We start from the raw sequence: 21349 nt of genomic DNA, 5'->3' as shown, positions 1-21349 counted from the left end.
GTCGCTCTAACCCTCGAATGAATGGCAAGTGCTAACGCTGGCTTCATTTTGTGGCGCCACAGGTTTCATGTCAGTCAGGGCCTTCCCCGTGTCCAAGGAGCCACAATGATCTTCACTGTATGGGTAGCGGTGCTCGGTGCCGTATTGCTGACCCTGGCCCTGACCTCTTCCTACTTGCGCTGGATGCCGGTCACCACCTCGGCGATGTGCCTGGTGCTGGGTGTCGCCATCGGGCCGTTGGGATTGGAGCTGTTGAAGCTGGACATCACCGACTCGTCGGGCTGGATGGAGCACCTCACGGAAGTTGCCGTGGTGTTTTCGTTGTTCGTCAGCGGCCTCAAGCTGCGCTTGCCCCTCAAGGACCGGACCTGGCGTGTGGCTTATGGGTTGGCCGGGCCGGTGATGATCCTGTCGATCGTTGGCCTGTGCCTGGCGCTGCATTATCTGTTTGGCCTCAGTTGGGGCGTGTCGATGCTGATCGGCGCGATGCTCGCGCCCACCGACCCGGTGCTGGCGGCGTTGGTACAGGTCAACGATGCGCGGGATGACGATCGAGTGCGTTTCGGCCTGTCGGGCGAAGCTGGATTGAACGATGGCTCGGCCTTTCCCTTTGTGATCCTGGGCCTGCTGATGCTGCGCGAGGATGGCAGCGGCTTTCTCGCTGACTGGGCCCTGCGCAGTGTGTTGTGGGCGGTGCCGGCCGGTTTGCTCATTGGTTATTGGATGGGGCGCGGTATCGGCAAGCTGACCCTGTCGATGCGCATCAAGAATGCCGACAGCACCTTGTCACCCAACGACTACTTGGCCTTGGCGCTGATCGCCCTGGCCTATGTCGCTGCCGAAGCGGTCCAGGGCTATGGTTTTCTTTCGGTGTTCGCCGCCGGGCTGGGCCTGCGTCAGGCTGAAGTGCAGTCCACCGACGGTGACTCAACGCCAGCCGAACACCGGGTGCAACCGGTGGTAGGCCACGAAGCCATCGATCCCCGGCAAGCGGTCCTGGGGGATACCGAGTCCCTCGACGAAGGCCAGGTGGCCGCTGGCGTCATGATGAGCGACATGCTCGCGTTCGGTAGCCTGGTGGAGCGCTCCATGGAAGTGTTCCTGGTTACCCTGCTGGGGGTCGTGCTGGCCAACCATTGGGATTGGCGGGCCTTGGCCATTGGTGCCCTGTTGTTTGCCGTCATCCGCCCGTTGAGTGTACTGGCGATGCCCTGGGGGCGACTGCTGGACGGGCCGCAACGGCTGCTGATCGGCTGGTTCGGCATACGTGGTATCGGCAGCCTGTTTTATCTGTTCTATGCCTTGAACCACGACTTGCAGCCTGGGGTGGCACAGCTGTGCATTAACCTGACCTTGTCGGTGGTGGCTTTGAGCATCCTGGTTCATGGGTTGAGTACACAGCCGACATTGGCGTGGTATGAGCGCCATAAAAAATCGGCTTGAGGCCTGTGGCGAGGGAACTCGTCCCCGCTCATCAACCACCCGGATTGCTTATCTGGATATAAACCGAATACACCCCGAGCAATACCCAGAATGTGGCAAAGATCCACGGCGTGCGCACCGAAAACAGCAACGACTTGCGGTAGCCCTTGTGGGTCGATTCCCGCTCGCTGAACAGCGGCGAGTCATCGTAGGCCAAGCCCATCAGCGGTTCGGCGCGCAGCAATTCGCTTTGTTTGAAATGCCAGTGGTCAATGATGTCGTAGGCCGCCCGGATACCCGGCCAGGCGTTGAGCGAACTCAAAAATCCCAGCAGGGCCAGGAATGGCGGCACGATCAAGGTGAACAACTTGCCCCACTCCGGGTTCAGGTTAGCCATGCACGAGGCAAAGGCGATCACCAGGAAGGACTGGGCTGCCAGGTACGCATCGGTTCGATTGGCCAGGATGCTGGTTTCGTATTGGATTTCCCGGCGATAAAAGTCCAGTCGTTCCTTGGGGGAGCCGAACAGCTTGGCGTTGTGTTCAGTCAGTTCTTCTTCCGGGGTTGGCCCGGTGAGTATTCTGGGCATGTGTGCAGGCAGCGCCTCGATGATGATTCGGACTCGTTAGAAGAACCGGGCACCGGGCAAGTTCCAGGCAAAGGACCAGAGGTCCAACGAAACGCTCGACCACCATCAAGGGTCTCTAAATCATCAAAGCGTATGAGGAGGGACATGTGGATTATCTTGGATGGGTGCAATGGCCGGCGATGGTGGTGACCGTATTGGCTGCCTGGTTGATCGGCTCACGCCAGCCGCGACGCCGGATGGCGGGGTTCAGCTGTTTCATTGCCAGTAACATTCTGTGGGTTGTCTGGGGGCTGCACTCAGATGCGTATGCGTTGATCGTGCTGCAGTTTTGCCTGTGCGCAATGAATTTGCGCGGGTTCAGGAAAAACACCGAGTAAACACCTGCCCCCTCGCCACATAGCGTCAGCAATAGATCACCGGTGCGTGTCTACTCCATCGTCTGCCCGATGATCTGCACCAGATCGATCTGTTTGAACGGCTTGGTCAGTCGTGGCAGTTGGCTGGCGAAGCCTTCCAGACGCTCGGCGTAACCGGTGGCCAGGATAATCGGAAGACTCGGTTGCTTCTCACGCAGCAATTTCGCCAGCTGTGCACCGTCCATCTGCGGCATGGCCATATCGGTGATGACCAGATCGATGTCCCGATTGCGCTCATACAGCTCCAGCGCCTGAGACCCCGAGGGCGCGCAAAGGACCCGGTGGCCCAGGTCTTCGATCAGTAAACGGGTGGAGGTCAGCACCAGGCTGTCATCGTCGACCACCAGAACCAGCAGCTCGTTTACCAGCTGCGAGGCCGGCGCTTGACTCAACGCTTTGCCCACTGCCGAACCTTGCGCCACCGGCAACCACAACTCGGCGACAGTACCGATGCCTTTCTGACTCTTGAGTATCAGGCGGCCGCCCAATTGCTCGGCCAGGCCATGCACCATGGACAACCCCAGTCCGGTGCCCTTGCCGACGCCCTTGGTGGTGAAAAACGGGTCCACGGCCGAGGCCAGTGTCTGCTCATCCATGCCCTCGCCTTCATCGGTGATCGACAGGCAAACGTAGCGACCGGGCGCCATCGGCTTGTCCGGTCCAGCCTCGCTCCCCTGGCGTTCATCGGCGGTAATCACTATTCGACCGCCATGGGGCATGGCGTCGCGGGCATTGGTCGCCAGGTTGAGGATCGCCAGCTCCAATTGGTTGACGTCGGCCCACACCGGCGAGAGCGCCTCGATGAAGTCGGTCTGGATGTGAATCGACGGGCCCATGGAGCTTTGCAGCAAGCCACTGATGCCCCGCACCAGCGCTGACAGCTCGACCGCTTCGGAGGTCAGTTTCTGTCGGCGGGCAAACGCCAGCATCCGTTGGGTCAGGGAAACACCGCGCAGCGCGCCCTGGGTGGCGTTGTCCAGCAATTGGGTGAGTTTCGGATCAGCTGGCATGCGCTTACGCACGATTTCCAGATTGCCGAGAATCACCGTCAGCAGGTTATTGAAGTCATGGGCAATGCCGCCGGTGAGTTGCCCGATGGCATGCAGTTTCTGCGACTGGAACAGCGCTTCACGGGCCTGTTCCAGGGCCTGCTGCGCCTGGGTGGCGTCGGTGATGTCGCGGGTGATCTTGGCAAACCCCAGCAGCGTACCGGTGTCATTACGGATCGCATCGATGACCACATGCGCCATGAACCGCGTGCCATCCTTGCGTACACGCCATCCCTTTTTTTCGAAACGCCCTTCGCTGGCGGCGATGGCCAGCGCTCGTTGCGGTTCGCCGGCTTCACGATCCTCAGGGGTGTAGAACATCGAAAAATGCCGGCCGATGGCTTCCGCTGGAAGATACCCCTTGATCCGCTGCGCTCCCAGGTTCCAGTTGGTCACCTGCCCGTCCGGGTCGATCATGTAGATGGCGTAATCGGTGACGCTTTGCACCAGCAGGCGAAACTGCTGCTCGCTTTGTTTGAGGGTTTCCTCGGCCATCTTGCGATCGGTCAGGTCACGGGTGATCTTGGCGAAACCGAGCAACGCGCCACTCTGGCCATCGATGATTGGGTCAATCACCACGTGGGACCAGAATAACGTGCCATCCTTGCGCACACGCCAACCCTCGCCTTCGAAGCGGCCCTCGCGCAGGGCCGTGTCCAGCGCGCGTTGCGGTAGGCCGGCGGCGCGGTCCTGCTCGGTATAGAAACGGGAAAAATGCTGGCCCAGGATCTCGGACTTTTCGTAACCCTTGAAACGCCTGGCGCCGGAGTTCCAACTGGTGATGATGCCCGAGGGGTCGGTCATGTAGATGGCGTAGTCGACCACCGCGTCGATGAGCAGGCGAAAGCGCTGTTCTTCGTTTATGAGTGAGGTCTTGGGGGCGTTATCAGGCATCTGGCCGGGGCATCCGTGTGGATTCTTTTTTTGGAGTATGGGGCAAGTCAGGCGCCAGGAAAAACTCTCGAATCGGAACACCCTGTGGGAGCGAGCTTGCTCGCGAAAACGGGCAGTCAGTCAACTTTGATGCAGACTGACATTCCTCCATCACGAGCAAGCTCGCTCCCACAAGGAGATTTGTGCGCCTCTTGAGTAACTGACCACCAACGCGGCAACAAGTGCTGCACCCTCGCCTCACCGAAGCGATCATCAATGAGCATCACCACTCCGCGGTCCTGTTGAGTACGAATGACCCGACCTGCTGCCTGCACTACTTTTTGCAGGCCGGGGTACAGATAGGTGTAGTCGTAGCCGTCGCCGAATATCGCGGCCATGCGCTGTTTCATTTGCTCATTGACCGGATTGAACTGCGCCAGCCCCAAGGTAGCGATGAACGCACCGATCAGGCGTGAGCCCGGCAGGTCGATACCCTCCCCGAACGCGCCACCGAGCACCGCAAAACCGATGCCCTGGCTGTGCTCCATGAAGCGTTCGAGAAAGGCCTGCCGTGGCGCCTCCCCCATGCCGCGCGATTGCGCCCAGGTAGCAATCTGCGGATGCCGCTCGGCGAACAGCCCGGCCACCTGTTGCAGGTAATCGAAACTGCTGAAGAACGCCAGGTAATTGCCGGGACGCTGACTGAACTGACGGGCCATCAACGCGACGATAGGCTCCAGGGATGCCTGGCGATGGGCAAAACGGGTAGAGATCCGACTGACAATCTGCACGTCCAACTGCTCGGCCTGGAACGGCGACTCGACATCGATCCACACCGTGTCCGCCGGCGTACCCAGCAGGTCGGCGTAATAGCGCCGAGGGCTCAAGGTCGCGGAAAACAGCACGCTGCTGCGCGCCGCTTTCAGTCTCGGGCGCAGGAAGCCGGCGGGCACCACGTTGCGCAGGCACAGGGTCGACAGGCTGCGCTGGCGGCCGAGTTCACGCTTGTGGATGTCGAACAGGAAATGTTCGTCGAAGGTTTCCGCCACCCGGCCAAACTGCAAGGCGTCGAAGTAAAATGCCTGCAATCCGCTGTCCAGGCCTTGGGGATGGTCGTTGAGGTAATCGCCGATGGCCGTGGTACAGCTTGCCAAGGCCTGGAGCAGCTTTTCCGGGGGTTTTTCATAGGCCTGATAGGCCATCACCTGCGGCGCGTGCAATGCGTTCCACTGGCGATTGACTCGCTCCAAGGCTTTTTTCAGCGGTTCAGGGGCGGTTTTTCGCACCGCTGCCAGCGTCGACTGATCGAGCGTCGCGCTGTACATCTGCCGGCCCCGCTCCACGAGGTTGTGGGCTTCGTCCACCAGGGTCGCGACCGTCCAGCCATTGGCCTGCGCCAGGCCGAAAAGCAAGGCGCTGAAGTCAAAGTAGTAGTTGTAGTCGGCTACCACCACGTCGGCCCAACGGGCCATTTCCTGGCTCAGGTAATACGGGCAAACGTCATGGGCCAGGGCAATCTCGCGCAACGCCGCCTGATCCAGCAGCGTGACCTGGCTCGCGGCCGCCCGGGCCGCCGGCAGACGGTCATAGAACCCGCGGGCCAGTGGGCAGGATTCGCCATGGCAGGCTTTGTCCAGGTGCTCGCAGGCCTTGTCCCGGGCAATCATTTCCAGCACCCGCAATGGCATTGACGGCGCGCTGCGAGTGATGACTTGGGCGGCATCCAGTGCCAGCTTGCGCCCGGGGGTTTTCGCCGTGAGGAAGAACACCTTGTCCAGTTGCTGCGGCGCCAGGGCCTTGAGCATCGGGAACAGCGTACCGACGGTCTTGCCGATGCCGGTGGGTGCCTGGGCCATCAGGCAGCGGCCGGTGCTGACGGCCTTGAACACCGACTCGGCCAGGTGCCGTTGCCCAGGCCTGAAGCCGGCATGGGGAAAGACCAACGTCTGCGCACCGCGATTGCGCGCCTGGCGGTGGGTCATTTCCTGTTCGGCCCAGGCCAGGAACAGCGCCCCCTGTTCCTCGAAAAAAGCCCGGAGTTGCGCGGCTTCGAAGCTTTGCGTGAGGCAGGTTTCCTTTTCGCTGATGATGTCGAAATACACCAGGGCTACGTCAATGCGTGGCAACTGCAATGTGTTGCACATCAGCCAGCCGTAGATTTTCGCCTGGGCCCAATGCAATTGGCGATGATTGGCCGGTTGCTTGCTCAGGTCGCCCCGATAGGTCTTCACCTCTTCGAGGCAGTTGCGCACGGGGTCATAGCCGTCGGCCCGGCCTTTGACTTTCAACGTTTGGTAGTGGCCTTCGAGGCTGACTTCAGCCTGGTAACCCTCACTGCGCCGCGACGCCACGGTGCGATGGCCGGCAATGCCTTCCAGGGCCGTTGGCGACGGTGTGAAGCGCAGGTCAAGATCGCCCACCTTGGCGGTGAACTCACACAACGCCCGCACGGCAATGCTGTAGCTCGGCGTCGGGGTCATGCGCGCCCATCGCGAGCAGGCTCGCTCCCACATTTGAGCCGGGCTGGCTCGAGATGTCCTGTCACTGCTAGCCCCCTGTGAGAACGAGATTGCTCGCGCTGGGTTGTTCGGCCCATTGCACGTAGCAAACGGCGACGGGCATCTGGTGCTCCTGGCAGAACTCCAGCCAGCGCAGTTGGTTGTCTTGCAGGCGATCACCTGGGCCTTTGACTTCGATCATCCGGTAGGTCTTGTGCTGCGGCCAGAACTGGATCAGGTCCGGCATGCCGGCACGGTTGGCCTTGATGTCCAGCAGCAACCGGCTGAACCACTGTTTGAGGTGTGCGGCCGGCAGGCAATCGAGGGCCTGATCCAACAGTTCTTCGGACAGCGCCCCCCAGAACACGAAAGGCGACTGCACGCCCCACTTGTCTGCATAGCGGCGGACAATGGTGTCCCGATAGCGCCCGTCGTCCAGCTCGGCGAAGCAGGCCGCGAACAGCTCGGCGCGGCGGGCATGGAAATCTTCGTTGAGCAGGTCGACCGGTCCGCGCTGGAACGGGTGGAAAAACGCCCCGGGCAACGGTGCAAAAATCGCCGGCCAGCACAGCAGGCCGAACAGCGAATTGATCAGACTGTTCTCGACGTAATGCACCGGGGCGGTTTCGTCGTGCAAATGGGCCTGGACGTAATACTCGACCGACAAGGCCGGATCGACCCGCGGCAGCTGCAGGTCCAGGCGCTCCATCTCCCGGGCCATGGCGCGCGGCACCGGCGGCCCGCCGAGCTTGCGCCGCAGCCGGGGCAGGATACGAAGCAGCGCCTGGGTTTCGGCGGCACTTTGCGGCGATTGCGCCGCCGTTTCGCCCAGCTCCAGGGCCAGGGCGTACTCGCCAACGCGCTCCAGCACGCGGATCATCCGCAGCCGAGCGCCGGGATAGGTGCAATCGCGGTAGATGCACAGGGCCAAGGCGAAATCGCCGATGCGTTCGCCATGTTGGCCGACCTGGAACAGCAATTTGCCCCGGCGCCGTTCCAGCCAAGGGTTGTCCAGGGCCAGGGCATTGACTTGGGCGACGATGCCTGCGATCGCCTCGCCAGCTTCGAAGCGCTGTTGGCAATCGTGAAGAAACAGGCAGGCGTCGACGTCCTGGCGGCTGCGCAAGCCGCGGGACTCGCTGCTGAATTCGACGCTTTCGTAGGTGAATATTCCCAAGTCCGCCAGTACGAACTCCGACCAGTCCTGGTAAAGGTTGCCGAAAAACATCAGCCGCAGCCGGTCGCAGAGCTTCATGATCGTCAGGCTGAACAGGCGATCCTCAAGCTGCGGGCACCAACTGCGAAAGGGTTGTGGCTGGTTGAAGTGTTCATCCAAGGCCTGGAGCCATTCGGTCTTTTTCGCCTTGGGGTGTTCGATCAGGTGGCCCAGGCACCCAAGGATTTCCGACTTGAGCAGCACCTCGAACAGCTCGACGAGGCTCAGGGGCGCCTGCTCCTCGACCCAACCCAGCGCCAGCAGTGGCTCGACGGCGCGGCCAATATCACCTATTTCCGGATAATTGAGCTTGCTGTGGCGAAACCGTAACCCTTTGCGCATCACCATCCGTACCAGCAAACCCTGCGATGCACGCGGCAATGCGGCAAATTCACCGATAAACCGCTGCTCTTCGGAACTGAGCACATCGGCATAGCGTTGCGTCAGCCAGGCGAGCACGCGCTGGAAGTTGTTCAGGTAGTAAAAGGGATCGTCGAGCGGGTTGGCTGTCACGGAAAGAAGCGCCACGGATGCTGAAGTACTGGTTATGCGTACAGATATCAGCTACGACCGCTCCAGGCAACTGCAAAAGATGAGCGGTCTCCTATATTTAGAGATGAAATCCCTCAGCCAGCGATGAACTTTCCTACGGCAAGCGAGACCAATGGCGGTTGACTAATGTGATGGCGCGGTCGAATCAGCTGTCCGCGTACTTTTGATTGAGAGGTTATGGATATGAACATCAGGTTTTTGGGCTTGCCCCTGGCCGCCGTAGCATTCATGGCTTTGGCCGGCTGCGCCTCGCCCACCGTGGTGACTTTGCAGAACGGTACCCAATATTTGACCAAGGACACCCCAAACACCCGCACCGCCGACGGCTTCTACGAATTCGAAGACATTTCCGGCAAGAAAGTCCGGGTTCGCGCCGATGACGTGGCGACGATCCGCAAGGAAGACTGAGCATCTGCCAGCCCTCTCCTGCGGAGAGGGCCTGTTATCAAGTCATCGAGTAAACCCGATGCCCAGTCCTGGCGTCGGACTTCCTTCTTCGCACCTGATCATCCCGCCTTTTCGCCGCAACGAATCACCTTGCAATCGCAGGCAGCGTTCATATTCCTGCTGATTGGAATGATCGATGCTGATATTTCCGGTTGTATCCGGCTTCTTTGTTTCCCCAAGGCTTATCGAGACCCAGGGCTTTTCGGGTTGTACTTGGAAACGCGGGCCTGGCGCCGGCGTCTCGACAGCCTTGTCAGCCTGGGCGGCGGGCAACTGATCCGACGTAATACCGTAGCGGGTCAGAATGGAATGATCCGGCAACTCCGCCAGTGCGCTGCTGGACGCCAGGACCCACATCAGGCCGACGATAGTGCCTTGTTTACTGCTCACTGCTTCACTTCTCCTAACGCTAACAACTGTGCCGAGGACGCTTGCTCCCGCTGCGCTGCTGGCCCTTGACTCGTAACGTCCAGACAGACGTCAGATTTAGGGCCGCTTCGCGACCCGGCGCGAGCAAGCACCCTCGTCACGGACTCAAACAACCTCAGTTCAGGCGAACACGATGCCCTCGCCTCCAACCTCCCCCAGGCCAACACCCACCAGGGTCACGGAACTGACACCGACCTTGAGCACGGTGTCGTTGCCCACTTGGGTCATGTGCTGGCTGTAGTCATACCCCGCCCCAGCCCCCTCGACACCGAGGAACACCAGTTTGTCGCCGGCATCATAACCGCTGATCCGGTCCAGGCCGAACTCGCCATTGAAGATAAATGTGTCGTTGCCACCCCCCGACTGCATCAGGTCATTGCCCACACCGCCGACGAAACTATCGTTACCCGCTCCGCCCACCAGCACATCGTTGCCACCCTGGCCGAACAACCAATCGCCCGTAGCCCGCGCCACCAGCGTATCGTCAGCCGCGCTGCCTTTGACTGATGACGCATACGCCGTCAGGTGGCCGCCGGTGACCAAACCGTTGGCTGTCACGCTGTGACTCACTTCATCCTTGAACAATCCCCACAGCAAACCGGACTCTTTGCTGACCAGCGTGCCGATATCCCGCGTCATGCTGATCCCACCCTGGGCATCGCGGACATACAGCGTCCCCGCACCGTCGTGGGCGAAGCTGAAGTCCTTTATCGATTGCTGCAGTTGCAGGCTATTGCTGCCCTGCCCGCCCAATATCACGTTGTAGCCACCGCCATCGCGAAAGGTATCGTTGCCGGCACGGCCTTCCAGGTAGTCGCTGCCTCGACCGCCCTGGATCAGATCATCCTTGTCGCTGCCAATGATGAAGGTGCTGCCGGTGTGGGTTTCGGCGTTGCGGTTGAGGTCCTGCACCCAGGTGTTACCACGCGCCGGGTCTGACAGGTTGGCGACGATGAGGGTGGAGTCCTTTTCCGTGAGGTCGTAGAACGCTGAGTCGAGGATCCGGCCCATACCATCGCCGTAGCCGGTGGGCAGATGGGAAATCCAGGTGGGAATATTGAGGATGGAAAACGGCAGCACGTTCCACGTCGCCGACGCGTAGTGGTCGTTGAAGCTGACGATATTGTTGGTGGCCGACGCCTGTTGTGTATCGTGCACGCCCACCGACGACAGGTTGAAGGTCGAGCCGTCCAACGCACGGAACACCGGGTCGTTTTCATAGCCGATGTTCAATACCTTGTCAGTACTGCTCTGGGTCGGCGAGGCATAGGCAATGTAGTTGGCGCTGCCATAGAAACCAGACCACTTACTGGCGCTCAAGTCTGCCAGGCTGTTTACCGCCAGCCCGCCCAGGCTGTGACCACTGACCAACACGTCCTGGCCCGTAAGGCCGTGGGCCTGGGCGAATTTAGCGACGTCCCCGAGCAGATTGCCGAAGGCTTCGCCGACGTAGTTTTTCGCGTAATCCTTGGGCCCTAGCGCGGCCATCACATCGTTGATCACATCGCCAATGGAGTCGCTGATCAGGTGTTCGCGCGGGCCGCTGGTGCCACGAAACGACACGCCGATTTCCTTCAACTGCCCGTCGGCGCCGTACTTGCCAAGGATCTCCACCTGCGCTGTGGTATAGCCGGCCTTCTCGCCGAAGAATGTCCCCCGTCCGTCCACCTTGCCAGCGTAGCCCAGTTGCGAGGCGCTGATCGGCGTCCAACCGGCCTTTTGCAACGCCTCCAGGGCGAGTTTTTCCGAGTCTGGGTTCCATGGCACACCAGGGATCACCCCTTGGGAATCGGTGCCGCCGAGCAGCGCGGTGACCAGGGTCGCCGGCAGGCCAGTGCCGAAACCGTTGTACTGGTATCCGGCGGCAAAGCCATGGTCGAGGTTGTGGTAGGAATACAGCATGATTGCCATTGCATCGCTGACCAATGCTTTGGACTCGGTGGTGTTGAAGTTCTGGTAGTCGTAGATACCCATGGTTGGTGCTCGCTTTTGTTGTTGGAATGCTAAAACCGGCTGGTACACCCCAGGGCTGCCAAGCAGCCCTAGGGTGCAGGCGCCCTCGCCACAGAAGTGCGTGTTCAGCCCTGCCCCTGGGTCAGAACTGCCAATCCAGCGTCAGGCCCACGCCATGGGTTTTATCCCGAGAACCGAGCAGGCCGTTGTAGTCCAGGTTGACCCGCACATCCTTGGCCACCGCCAGGCCGGCACGGGCGCCGATCACGGCGGCGTTGCGGTCCATGGACACGCTCTGCACCGCGAACGTGTTCGTGCCACCGACAAACGCCAGGTCTTGTTCGGAACGGGTGTTGCTCAGGTTGTGCTGCCAGCCGAGGGTGGCGGACAACTGCAACTGACGTTGCGCCGACAGTGTCAGGGTGTGGCCGGCCCGCGCGCCCAGTGTCGAGAGCACGGCATCGCGGCGGTCTTCAGCACTTCTGAGGGCCGCGGCATCGCCTTTTTCATGGAAGCTGTCGCTGTCCAGGTGCACGTAGGCCAGGTTGACGAACGGCTCCAGGGCCACGGGTTGCAGATCGAGGCGATACGCGGCTTCGCTGAACAGCTGGGCGGTTTGGGCGTCACGCTTGGCTTTTTCCTGGCCACTCACCGCGCCGAACTGGATGTCTCGTTTGACGTCGATGCGATGCCAACTGTAGGCACCGCCGACGGTCAGGCGCAGGGCGTCGATTTCATGGCCCAGGTACGCACCCAGGTGATAGCTGTCAGCCTTGGCCGAGGAATGTGTGCCGTCACCTTGGCTCAATGAGCTGTCGCTATAACCGGTGACGAAGCCCAGGCGTGTCTGCTCCCTGATCAAACCATCGACACCCGCCAGCAAGCCGCCGATGGAATGGGTAGAACTGGCGCTGTCATGGTCACCAGCATTTTTACCCCAGGCGCCGAGCACCTTGACCCAGGCGTTGCTGGCGGTGTCGCTCGGTGTATTGACGTCGTACAGCGCATCCTGGCGCAATCGATCCCCCACCGCTTCACGCAGGTAGCGACTGTCGTTGATCAACAGCGTGCCGATGGCCGGGTGAATTTCGCCGGACAGTTGCTGGAACGCCTGTTGTGCCGCGGCGGCGCTGGGTGACAACAGCAAGGCTTCGTAGAGTCCGTTGCCCGCGCCCAATTGCTCGGCGGCAGTCGCTACCGAGCGCTGGTTCGGCGTCAGGCCAAGGCTGCTGAAGGACGCGGCGTTACGCGCCACCGCCAGTTGAACGCCATTGATGGAGTACGCCAGGTCCCCGCCAAGAAACGCGTAGTTTGGCAGGACTTCACCGAAGCTTCCGTCGATACCGCCGGCCGCCTGAAGGATGTTGAATTGCCGGCCGAGCAGGCTTTTCACTTCGCCAGCGGTGAGCAGTGTCGAACTGTTTTCCAGGGACAGCGACACTGTTGCTCCCTCGATGGAGGCCTTGCCACCCGCGACAATCAGGTCGCTGGAGGTGGAGGACACTTCCACGGCATAGGTCGAACCGGGCTGGAACGTAACATCCCCGGCCACCTGCAAGGTGCCGATGGAATTGCCCGGGGCCACGCTGGCGCCGCGATTGGCGGTCAGGCTGGCGATGCGGCCGTTGCCGCCGAGGATGCCGCCATCATTGACAGTAACGGCCGACGCCAGGGAGCCGTTGACCGCCAGGCGCCCCTCATTGACCAGGGTTGGCCCGCTGTAGGTGTTATTCCCGCTGAGCACCAAGGTGCCGATGCCTTCCTTGGTCAGGCCGCCATGACCGGAAATGTCGTTGCGCCATACATCCAGGCCGCACTGGATGCCGCTGCACACGCGCTGCGTAGGCTTGCCGGCATCGATGACCGCGCCGATGCCTGGCAAGTCCGCCACAAATTGGCCGGAGCCGTAGGCACCGTCGATTCGGAACTCGTCGGGAATGTCCTGCTCGGTCACCAGCATCGACGGACCGTCGATAGCCTTGCCCAGGTTGATCATGCCCCAGCCATACAGCGCATCGACACCCGGCGCGCCCATGTCGGTGGCGGTGCTGCGCAATACGCTGGCGACCTGGGCGCCGGTCATGTATGGGAAGCGCTCCATCAGCACCGCCACGCTGCCGGCTACGTGTGGAGCGGCCATGGAGGTGCCGCTCTTGTTGGCGTAGCCCACGGTCAAGTCATCGGCACTGGTGCCGCCAATCACGGCGCTGTAGACCCGGGTGCCCGGTGCCGACACGCAGAAGCTGGCGGTATAGCCGCAGCGCGATGAGAAGGTGCTGAGGGTGTACGGATCGGGGCTGGCGGTGTCGGGGTTGGTTTGCAGGGCGGCCACGGTGAGCCAGTTCGGTGCGATATCGGGCACGAAGTACGCCAGCCCGGCGATGGCATCCGGGTTGTTGAGGTTGTAGTCGTTGCCAGCGGCGAAGATCGTCACGATACCGCTGCGAGCCGCGGCGATGGCACCTTCGTAGGCGCCACCGGGCTTGGTGCCCAGCAAGGGCTCGATCTGGTCGAATTGCAATTGCGCGTCCTGCACGGTGAAGTGCGGGAATGCCGGGTCGCGGCCACCTTGGTCGAAGCGGTCGGTGATGCCGATGCCCCAGCTGTTGTTGATGATCCGAGCGCCGCTGGCGATCAGTGCATCCCAGCCTGCCTTGTACACCGCGCCATCATTACCGAGGATGATGCCGTCCTCGGGGCCGGGGTCGCCGTTGTCGGCGCTGATGATCTGCGCATCGAACGCCACGCCATGCATCGGGCTGCCATCTCGACTGCCGGCGGCGATCCCGCCGACGTGGGTGCCATGGGAACCGAGCTTGCCGTCCGAACCGACGGTGGGTGAGCCGTCGTAACGAAACGGGTCACCGGCCTTCACCGGGATATACGGGTCGGTGTACTCGCGAATGCCGCTGGTGATCAGGGTCACGACTTTGCCGCTACCGGAGAACTCCGGATGAGCCGCGTAGACCGGCTGGTCGAAGATCCCCAGCTTGACGCCCTTACCGGTGTAGCCTGCGGCGTAGGCCTGTTGCGCGTTGATTGCCCCCAGGCCCCATTCGGCATTGAGTTCGCTGCTGCGCCAGCTGTCGGGGTCGCCCGGCCTGCCGCTCTCGACATAGGGTGCGGCCTGAGCGGTGCCTAGGGTTGCCAGTGCGCAGAGCATGGCCTGGTTGAAGGTCTTGGGCAGAAACACACGCCCCGTCTGCCTGGGTTGTTTTTTGTTATCGATTTTCATCACGAACCATCCTTAGTTGTTGCAAAAATCCTTTGGTTTGCCCTGGCTCTTGAGGCTTGCTCTGGCTCCTGTGGCGAGGAATCACAAAAGCACCGGTCTTCCATGCATCGGTCACCGGGTCCGGGGCACAAACGCCTCATCCACTTTGGCCAGGTCCTGCTCCCCCAAGGTGCCGGCGTAGTAGTGCAACTTGGTCCAGGCCATCAGGTAGTCATAGCGGGCTTGAGCCAGGTCGCGGCGGGTGGTGTAAAGCTGTTGTTCGGCGTTGAGGGCGTCGAGGTTGACCCGCTCGCCGCCGAGGATGCTTTGCCGGGTCGAGACCACCAGCGCTTCGGCGGAAGCAAGGGCTTTCTGGTAGGCGCGCAGTTTGTTCACGCCCGAGACGCAGGCGCTGAACTGACGGCGCAGTTCGATCAGGGTTTCGCGGGTCTTGGCGTCCAGTTCGTACTCGGCCTGCTCCATGCTGCGGCTGGCCTGGCGGGTCGAGGCCGAGACGCCGCCACCGGCGTACAGCGGCACGCTGACTTCCAGGCCAATGGTGTTGGTGTCGTAGCGTTGGTTGTAGGTGTTGCCACTTTCCGACTCGCTCTGGCGCATCGTCGCGTAGGCGCTGACTTTTGGCAGGTGTCCGGCGCGGTTGCGTTCGACCTCGAAGCGCGCCACGTCCACGGCCTGCCGCTGGGACGCCAGGTTGGGGTTGTTGCTCACTGCCAGTTCGTGCCAGGTGTCGAAATTGGCTGGCTGCAGGGGGAAGGTCTGGAAGGTGTCGTTCAGCGGCGCAAGGTCACCGATATCCAGGGCCGGAACGCCAATCAGTGCGCCAAGCTCGCGCAACGAGGCGTCTTGCTCGTTGCGGGCCTCGATTTCTTCGGCGGTTGCCAACTCATAACGCGACTCGGCCTCAAGGATATCGGTGCGGGTGCCCTCGCCTTGGCGAAACATGTGCTCGTTCTGGCGAAACTGCTGTTCGAAAGCCTTTTTCTTGGCCAGGGCGATGTCGATCTGGTCCTGGGCAAAAAGCGCCTGGGTGTAATAGCTAAGCACCCGCACCAGCAGTTCCTGGCTCTTGCCGCGAAAGCTTTCGTCAGCGAACAACGCCTGGGCCACACCTTTGCGATAGGCCGCATACGCTTCGTAGTCCAGCAACGGTTGTTGCAGGGTCAGGCTGGAACCGTAGCTGCTGTAGTTACGGTCATCATGCTGGCTGGCGCCGCGCTCGTTGAGATAGGTGACCTTGGACTTGTTGCGACCCTTGTTGTAGCTGTAGCCCAGCTGTGGCAACAGCCCGGCGCGGCCAATGGCGCGGTTCTCCAGGCCCGCGTCGCGCTCCTTGATCGCCCCCAGATACACCGGGTCATTGCGCAAAGCCTGTTCGTAGACGTCGAACGGGCCCATGGCCCAGACGTTATTGCAGACAGCCGCCGTCAACGCGGCGAGCCAGTAAAAACGCTTCATACCCACAGACATCCTTATTCTTCGGTCAACGCAGAGCCGGCTCGGTCGAGCAGTGGTTTGAACAAGTAGTTGAGGAGCGAGCGCTCGCCGGTGCGCACGAACATTTCCGCCGGCATGCCCGGCTTGATCACCAGTCCGTTGAGCTTTTCCATCGCCACGTCGCTGACGCTGCTGCGCAGCACGTAATACGGCGCGCCGGTTTTCTCATCGAGCATCTGGTCGGCAGACACCAGGCTGACCTCCCCCGACACCCGTGGCGTGCGGTTCTGGTTGAAGGCGGTGAAGAGAATGTCCACCGGCAAATGGGCGCCGACCTTGTCGATCAGGTGCACCGGCAAGTGCCCCTCCACTTCGAGCCGCGTGCCCTGGGGCACGATTTCCAGCAAAGTGTCACCCTGGCGCACCACGGCGCCTTCGGTGTGTACGCCGAGATTGACGGCGATGCCGTCGGCGGTGGCGAGGATCTCGCTGTGTTGCAGCTCGAACCCGGCGGATTTCAGTTGCTGTTGCAGGGTTTCGCTCTTGAGCTGGGCCTCTGCCAACTGGCTGCGCACTTCTTTCTGGTATTCCTCGTTGTGTTGCTGCAGCTTCAGCCGGGACTCGACGATCCCCTGCTCCACCCGCCCGCTTTCGCCGCTGTTCTGCGCCAGTTCCTGCTGCACTTGTGACAATTGACGTTGATAGTCCAGCAAGCGGTTGCGCGGGATGTAACCATTGTCCGCCAAGGGTTGCAGGTTACCCAGTTGCAGGCGCAGGGAGTCGGCCTGGGCCGTGAGGTCACTGCGGGCCCGGCGCATGCCCGCCAGTTGCGCCGTGGCGCCTTCGATGTTGGCACGCAACGCGGACTGTTCCCGGGCAAACGCTTCGCGGCGACTGCTGAACAGTTGCCGCTGGCCTTCGAGCACCAATGCCAGACGCGGGTCCGAGTCTTGGCTCAGTTGCGTCGGGAAACTCACTTGCCCGAGGTTGTCCCGCTCGCTCTGCCAGCGCGCCAGGCTGGCCCAGGCCATCCGATACTGGGCTTGCAACGATTGCACATCGGCGGCGGCCTGGGTCTGGTCGAGACGAAACAGCGCCTGGCCCTGCTTCACCGACTCGCCTTCGCGCACCAGGATCCTGCTGACCACGCCGCTGCTCATCGACTGTACGGCTTTGCGCTTGCCGGACACCACCACGGTGCCCTGCACCGGGATACCCTGGTCCAACGGCGCCAGGCTGGCCCAAGTGAAAAAGCTGCCCGCACCAAGAATCACCAGTGCCCAGCCCAGGCGGGTAAAGAACCGAGCGCCATGTTCGGGACGTTCGAGGATTTGAGGTTGTTCGAGGTTCATGTCGCGATCCTTGCTCATGCGCCGCTGGGCTTGTTGGTGGCCTGATACTGGCGACTCATGCTCAGCCCGTTAGGGGTTGCGTGGGGCCGGTCCCGTTGTGGCGTCTCCGATTGGCCGGACAGCGCCCGCAGTACTTCCTGGCTCGGCCCGAAGGCCTGCAGCCGGCCTTCGTTGAGCACCAGCAACTTGTCGGCCTGGGCCAGCGCCGAGGATCGATGGGTCACCAGCACGACGCTGGTGCCTTGCGCCTTCATCTGCGCGATGGCGCTGGCCAATGCCGCCTCACCGACCGTATCGAGGTTGGAGTTGGGCTCGTCGAGTACCACCAGGCTCGGCCGGTCGTACATCGCTCGGGCCAAGGCCACCCTTTGCTTCTGCCCGCCCGACAAACCACCGCCGTCCTCTCCCAGCACCGTGTCGTAGCCCTGGGGCATGCGCAGGATCAGTTCATGGACACCGGCCTGATGCGCAGCGGCGACAACCTTTTGCGGGTCGGCTTCGCGAAAGCGGGCGATATTCTCGGCAATGCTGCCGCTGAACAGCTCGATGTCCTGGGGCAGATAGCCGACGTGCGGGCCAAGCAGGTCACGATTCCAGCGGTGGATATCGGCCCCATCGAGCCGCACCGTGCCGCCCAGGGTTGGCCATACACCCACCAGCACACGGGCCAGGGTGGATTTACCGGAGCCCGACGCCCCCAGCACCCCGAGCACTTCCCCGGCCGCCAGGCTAAAGCTGACTTGTTGCAACGTCGCGTTGCGTTGCCCCGGCGGGCCGGCGCTCACCTGTTCGAAACTCACCTGGCCCTTGGGCGCCGGCAATGCCATGGCATCATCCTGTGCCGGGTAAGCCTGCAACAGCGCCTCGAGGCGGCGATAGGCTAGCTTGGCGCCGCTCCACTGCTTCCATACGGCAATCAACTGGTCGATGGGGCTCAGCACCCGGCCCATCAGGATCGAGCCGGCAATCATCATCCCGGCGGTCATCTCGCCCTTGATCACCAACAGCGCGCCCAAACCCAGTACCAGGGATTGCAGGCACAGGCGCAGGGTCTTGCTCAAGGAACTGATCACCGCGCCGGTATCGCTGGCCTGGTTCTGCAGGCCAAGGAACCGCGAGTGCACGGCAAACCAACGGCTGCGCAGCGCGCCAAGCATGCCCATGGCCTGAATGGTTTCGGCATTGTGCAAATGGCTGGTGGCCAACTGGCTGGACTGTTGCGAGTACACGCTGGCCTGCCCCAAGGGCTTTTTGGTCATGAGTTCATTCAGGCAGGCCAGGCCAATCAACAACAACGTGCCGACGGTGGCAAACACGCCGAGCCAGACGTTGAACAGATAGATCACCAGCAGGTAGATGGGGAACCAGGGTGCGTCGAAGAATGCGAACAAGGCAGGCCCCGTGACGAACTGGCGGACATGAGTCAGGTCGCCCAGGGATTGTCCGGCGTTGCCCTCGCCCTGGAGCAGATTGCGCTCGAACGCGGCTTTATACACCTGGAGGTTGAAACGTCTTTCCAACTGGCTGCCGATGCGGATGACAATGAAGCTGCGCAGCATTTCCAGCAGCCCGATAAATACAAAGAACCCCACCACCATCAAGGACAACATTGCCAGGGTGGTTTCGTTCTGAGAGGAAAGCCCTCGGTCATATACCTGCAGCATATAAATCGAAGGTGCCAGCATCAGGACGTTAATCAGCGCAGTAAAACAACCGACGCTGATCAGAATGTTCTTATAATCGCCCAGCGCCTTAAAGAGTGGCACTGCTGCCGCGTTCCTTGCCCTATTCATGCATCGTCCTTGCTATAGGCTTCGCCAGATACCCGGCAGACTCAACTACCCATCTTTAATAATTAAATCGGGCCACGCCTGTTAAACAGGCATGGGGTTAATGATTGTACGAGTTCGTTAACGTGGGGCCTGGGCCTTGTTTCGTTCAAGGATAAGTAACAGGCCTGACTTCAAAGTAACTTGGTAGTGCTGTTCCTGGCGCAGGCCCAGATGAACTCTGGTGTTCTGCTTGCCGATCAGGGAAAGACCGTCGGGCTCGGTAAACCAATGCACCGGCTCATCCCCCAACCAGTGGCCCAGGCAATCGGTTTGCCCGCCCAGGGTCTGGTCTGCCCTGAGCTCGATGAGGCAGGTATTGGACGGTTTGTCCTGCAACGCCTGGGTTTGCGCACTTTCCTGCGGCCCCGACAAAACGGCCAGCCACTGACCGGCCAACTGTGAGGGTTCTGCTAACAACAGGCTGCGCGCCATGGCGGTTTCTCCACAAAACATCATCAACGTAGCGAATAACCAGGCGGTTGCCTGGGGGCTACAGGGTGTAAATTCTTTGCGCATTGCTTTCATCCTGGCCGGGGAGTCCCGCAGGAGCAGTTACCCCCGCGGGAGCAGATCATCAGGCCACGATATCCGAGACCGCTGCCTGGCCAACGGTGCTGACCAGGAAGTCAGCCACGCCGTGGCCGGAGAAGTCCACCGACAGCAGGCTGTTACCACCCGAGGTCGACAGCACCGCATCGCCTGCCGCACCGGTGAACGCGTTCACGAAGTGCAGGCCAGCGCCCTTGGTGATGCCGGTCAGGTCGATCTTGTCCAGGCCGCTGACGAAGTCGAGGATTTGATCGACAGTACCGGGTCGCGAATCGGTACTGGCGGCGAACACGAAAGTGTCCGAGCCCGAACCGCCCCACAGTTTGTCCGCACCACCGGCGCCCCAGAGGATATCGTTGCCGGCCCCACCCTTGAGTTCGTTGGCCACCGAGTTGCCGATCAGCAGGTCGCTGCCCGAGCCGCCCGTGGCGTTCTCGATGACCGCGCCCTTGGCAATGGAAACGTTACCGACCATACCGCCAACGTCGGAGAACGAGGCGTCATTGAGGTTGATTTTCTGGTTTTGGGTAAAACCGGAAAAATCCAGGGTGTCGCGACCGCCGGCGTCCCACACCGAAAACACCACTTTGTCCGAGGACGAGGATGCACTGAGGAAGTCGCGATCGGTGTTGGAGTTGAAGCCATAGGTCGTATCGCCAGTGCGGGTGCTGGTGTTGGCGCCGTAGAGTTTCTGGATAGCTGCGATGTCATCCATCAGCGGACCCGACGCATAGGCCTCGACGCCGCCCTTGCTGAAGTTCTGATCGGTATTGCTTTCACTCCAGTAACTCATGACGCTGTAGCCACGGGTGTCCTGGCCATAAGTGGCGTCATCGTAGGTCGGGCTGCCTTCACCGGCGTTGTAGTCGCCAGGGTGTGCCAGGCCCAGGGTGTGGCCGATTTCGTGGGTCAGGGTCTGGCGACCGTAGTTATTCAGGTCCGGGTTCTTGTTCTGGGTGTAACTGCTGTTGATCAGGTACCAGGACGTCCCGTCGTAGCCGGCACCGGTCCCCGGCAGATAAGCAAACGCCGCAGCGCCATCCTGGCCGCCGCTATAGTTGCCGAAGGTCATGTGGCCGTCGCCACCGCTGGCCTTCTCGGTGAAGGTGACGTTGGCCACGTCTGCCCAGGATTGCATGGCGAGGGCTGCCTGGCCCTTCTGCTGGGCACTGAACTGGCTGAAACCGCTGATCCCGTGCTTGTTCATGGTGCTCGAAGAGGCGGAGGTCAGGAAGGTATAGGTCAGCTCGATCTTGCCGCTGCCGTCCCGGTCCTGATACGCCGCGCCGTCGCGCAGCAACTGGGTAGCCGCCTCGTCGACAGAGTACGACGGTTTACCGTTGACGGTCAGATTACCGCCCCGGTCGTATTGATGGCTGAAACTATTGATCTGGTTGAATGCGCTACTGGCAGCCGCTAAGGATTGCGGCGCCAGGAACAATTGCTCGGAAGACTCAATAGCGTTGGATTTGACTTTCGACATAAACACACTTCCTTGTTTGC

14 protein-coding genes are annotated in these 21349 nt (G+C 61.4%); 2 read left to right on the top strand and 12 right to left on the bottom strand.

Translation table 11 applies throughout. The annotated features are described in order from the left end of the window. Positions 1-105 precede the first annotated feature (105 nt). Entirely contained in the window at positions 106-1443 is a 1338-nt protein-coding gene (locus SGN16_RS14300; protein ID WP_335944787.1) for a sodium:proton antiporter, read from the top strand. Between the two features lie 31 nt (positions 1444-1474). On the opposite strand, the gene SGN16_RS14295 is transcribed toward SGN16_RS14300, so the two are convergent. The 4 genes from SGN16_RS14295 to SGN16_RS14280 all read right to left on the bottom strand — a co-directional run bounded on the left by SGN16_RS14295 (position 1475) and on the right by SGN16_RS14280 (position 8576). Continuing rightward, positions 1475-2011 (bottom strand): hypothetical protein, encoded by a 537-nt coding sequence (locus SGN16_RS14295; protein ID WP_210638681.1) that lies wholly within the window; start codon positions 2009-2011, stop codon positions 1475-1477. 427 nt (positions 2012-2438) lie between these two features. Continuing rightward, positions 2439-4370 carry a PAS domain S-box protein gene (locus SGN16_RS14290; protein ID WP_335944786.1) on the bottom strand — a complete coding sequence of 644 codons (1932 nt, stop codon included), beginning with the start codon at positions 4368-4370 and terminating at the stop codon, positions 2439-2441. A gap of 116 nt (positions 4371-4486) precedes the next feature. Beyond that, the gene (locus tag SGN16_RS14285) at positions 4487-6829 is read right to left on the bottom strand and encodes an ATP-dependent DNA helicase (RefSeq protein ID WP_335944785.1); all 2343 of its coding nucleotides are present in this window, start codon (positions 6827-6829) and stop codon (positions 4487-4489) included. Between the two features lie 67 nt (positions 6830-6896). Further along, positions 6897-8576 (bottom strand): VRR-NUC domain-containing protein, encoded by a 1680-nt coding sequence (locus SGN16_RS14280; RefSeq protein ID WP_335944784.1) that lies wholly within the window; start codon positions 8574-8576, stop codon positions 6897-6899. Positions 8577-8798: 222 nt separating this feature from the next. Between SGN16_RS14280 and SGN16_RS14275 the strand changes: the two genes are divergently transcribed. After that, the gene (locus tag SGN16_RS14275; protein WP_058543094.1) at positions 8799-9023 is read left to right on the top strand and encodes a YgdI/YgdR family lipoprotein; all 225 of its coding nucleotides are present in this window, start codon (positions 8799-8801) and stop codon (positions 9021-9023) included. Positions 9024-9065: 42 nt separating this feature from the next. Here SGN16_RS14275 and SGN16_RS14270 read toward each other — a convergent pair whose 3' ends face one another. The 8 genes from SGN16_RS14270 to SGN16_RS14235 form a co-directional block, all read right to left on the bottom strand. Beyond that, positions 9066-9452, bottom strand: coding sequence for a hypothetical protein (locus SGN16_RS14270; RefSeq protein WP_335944783.1), 387 nt, complete (start codon positions 9450-9452; stop codon positions 9066-9068). A 159-nt stretch (positions 9453-9611) separates the two neighbouring features. Continuing rightward, positions 9612-11465 (bottom strand): polyurethanase, encoded by a 1854-nt coding sequence (locus SGN16_RS14265; protein ID WP_335944782.1) that lies wholly within the window; start codon positions 11463-11465, stop codon positions 9612-9614. Positions 11466-11586: 121 nt separating this feature from the next. Further along, on the bottom strand, positions 11587-14607 hold the full coding sequence (locus tag SGN16_RS14260; RefSeq protein WP_335944841.1) for an autotransporter domain-containing protein: 3021 nt from the start codon (positions 14605-14607) through the stop codon (positions 11587-11589). 183 nt (positions 14608-14790) lie between these two features. Continuing rightward, on the bottom strand, positions 14791-16134 hold the full coding sequence (locus SGN16_RS14255) for a TolC family outer membrane protein (RefSeq protein WP_335944781.1): 1344 nt from the start codon (positions 16132-16134) through the stop codon (positions 14791-14793). 14 nt (positions 16135-16148) lie between these two features. Further along, positions 16149-17483, bottom strand: coding sequence for an HlyD family type I secretion periplasmic adaptor subunit (locus tag SGN16_RS14250; protein ID WP_210645052.1), 1335 nt, complete (start codon positions 17481-17483; stop codon positions 16149-16151). Further along, on the bottom strand, positions 17480-19258 hold the full coding sequence (locus SGN16_RS14245) for a type I secretion system permease/ATPase (protein ID WP_335944780.1): 1779 nt from the start codon (positions 19256-19258) through the stop codon (positions 17480-17482). Before SGN16_RS14245 ends, SGN16_RS14250 begins: the two co-directional genes overlap by 4 nt. Positions 19259-19375: 117 nt before the next feature. Further along, positions 19376-19813, bottom strand: a complete 438-nt coding sequence (locus tag SGN16_RS14240) for an AprI/Inh family metalloprotease inhibitor (protein ID WP_210645048.1) — start codon at positions 19811-19813, stop codon at positions 19376-19378. Positions 19814-19871: 58 nt separating this feature from the next. After that, on the bottom strand, positions 19872-21329 hold the full coding sequence (locus SGN16_RS14235; protein WP_335944779.1) for a serralysin family metalloprotease: 1458 nt from the start codon (positions 21327-21329) through the stop codon (positions 19872-19874). Positions 21330-21349 lie beyond the last annotated feature (20 nt).

The sequence above is a fragment of the Pseudomonas sp. G166 genome (assembly GCF_037027455.2).
Lineage (GTDB): Bacteria > Pseudomonadota > Gammaproteobacteria > Pseudomonadales > Pseudomonadaceae > Aquipseudomonas.
Note: the sequence above shows the minus strand (reverse complement) of the source record. Positions and strands in the feature narration are given on the sequence as shown.

Coding starts and splice junctions, on each gene's coding strand:
- SGN16_RS14245 (WP_335944780.1), bottom strand. CDS start 19,258: ATGAATAGGGCAAGGAACGCGGCAGCAGTGCCACTCTTTAAGGCGCTG.
- SGN16_RS14275 (WP_058543094.1), top strand. CDS start 8,799: ATGAACATCAGGTTTTTGGGCTTGCCCCTGGCCGCCGTAGCATTCATG.
- SGN16_RS14265 (WP_335944782.1), bottom strand. CDS start 11,465: ATGGGTATCTACGACTACCAGAACTTCAACACCACCGAGTCCAAAGCA.
- SGN16_RS14285 (WP_335944785.1), bottom strand. CDS start 6,829: ATGACCCCGACGCCGAGCTACAGCATTGCCGTGCGGGCGTTGTGTGAG.
- SGN16_RS14290 (WP_335944786.1), bottom strand. CDS start 4,370: ATGCCTGATAACGCCCCCAAGACCTCACTCATAAACGAAGAACAGCGC.
- SGN16_RS14255 (WP_335944781.1), bottom strand. CDS start 16,134: ATGAAGCGTTTTTACTGGCTCGCCGCGTTGACGGCGGCTGTCTGCAAT.
- SGN16_RS14295 (WP_210638681.1), bottom strand. CDS start 2,011: ATGCCCAGAATACTCACCGGGCCAACCCCGGAAGAAGAACTGACTGAA.
- SGN16_RS14250 (WP_210645052.1), bottom strand. CDS start 17,483: ATGAGCAAGGATCGCGACATGAACCTCGAACAACCTCAAATCCTCGAA.
- SGN16_RS14300 (WP_335944787.1), top strand. CDS start 106: ATGATCTTCACTGTATGGGTAGCGGTGCTCGGTGCCGTATTGCTGACC.
- SGN16_RS14260 (WP_335944841.1), bottom strand. CDS start 14,607: ATGCTCTGCGCACTGGCAACCCTAGGCACCGCTCAGGCCGCACCCTAT.
- SGN16_RS14240 (WP_210645048.1), bottom strand. CDS start 19,813: ATGCGCAAAGAATTTACACCCTGTAGCCCCCAGGCAACCGCCTGGTTA.
- SGN16_RS14235 (WP_335944779.1), bottom strand. CDS start 21,329: ATGTCGAAAGTCAAATCCAACGCTATTGAGTCTTCCGAGCAATTGTTC.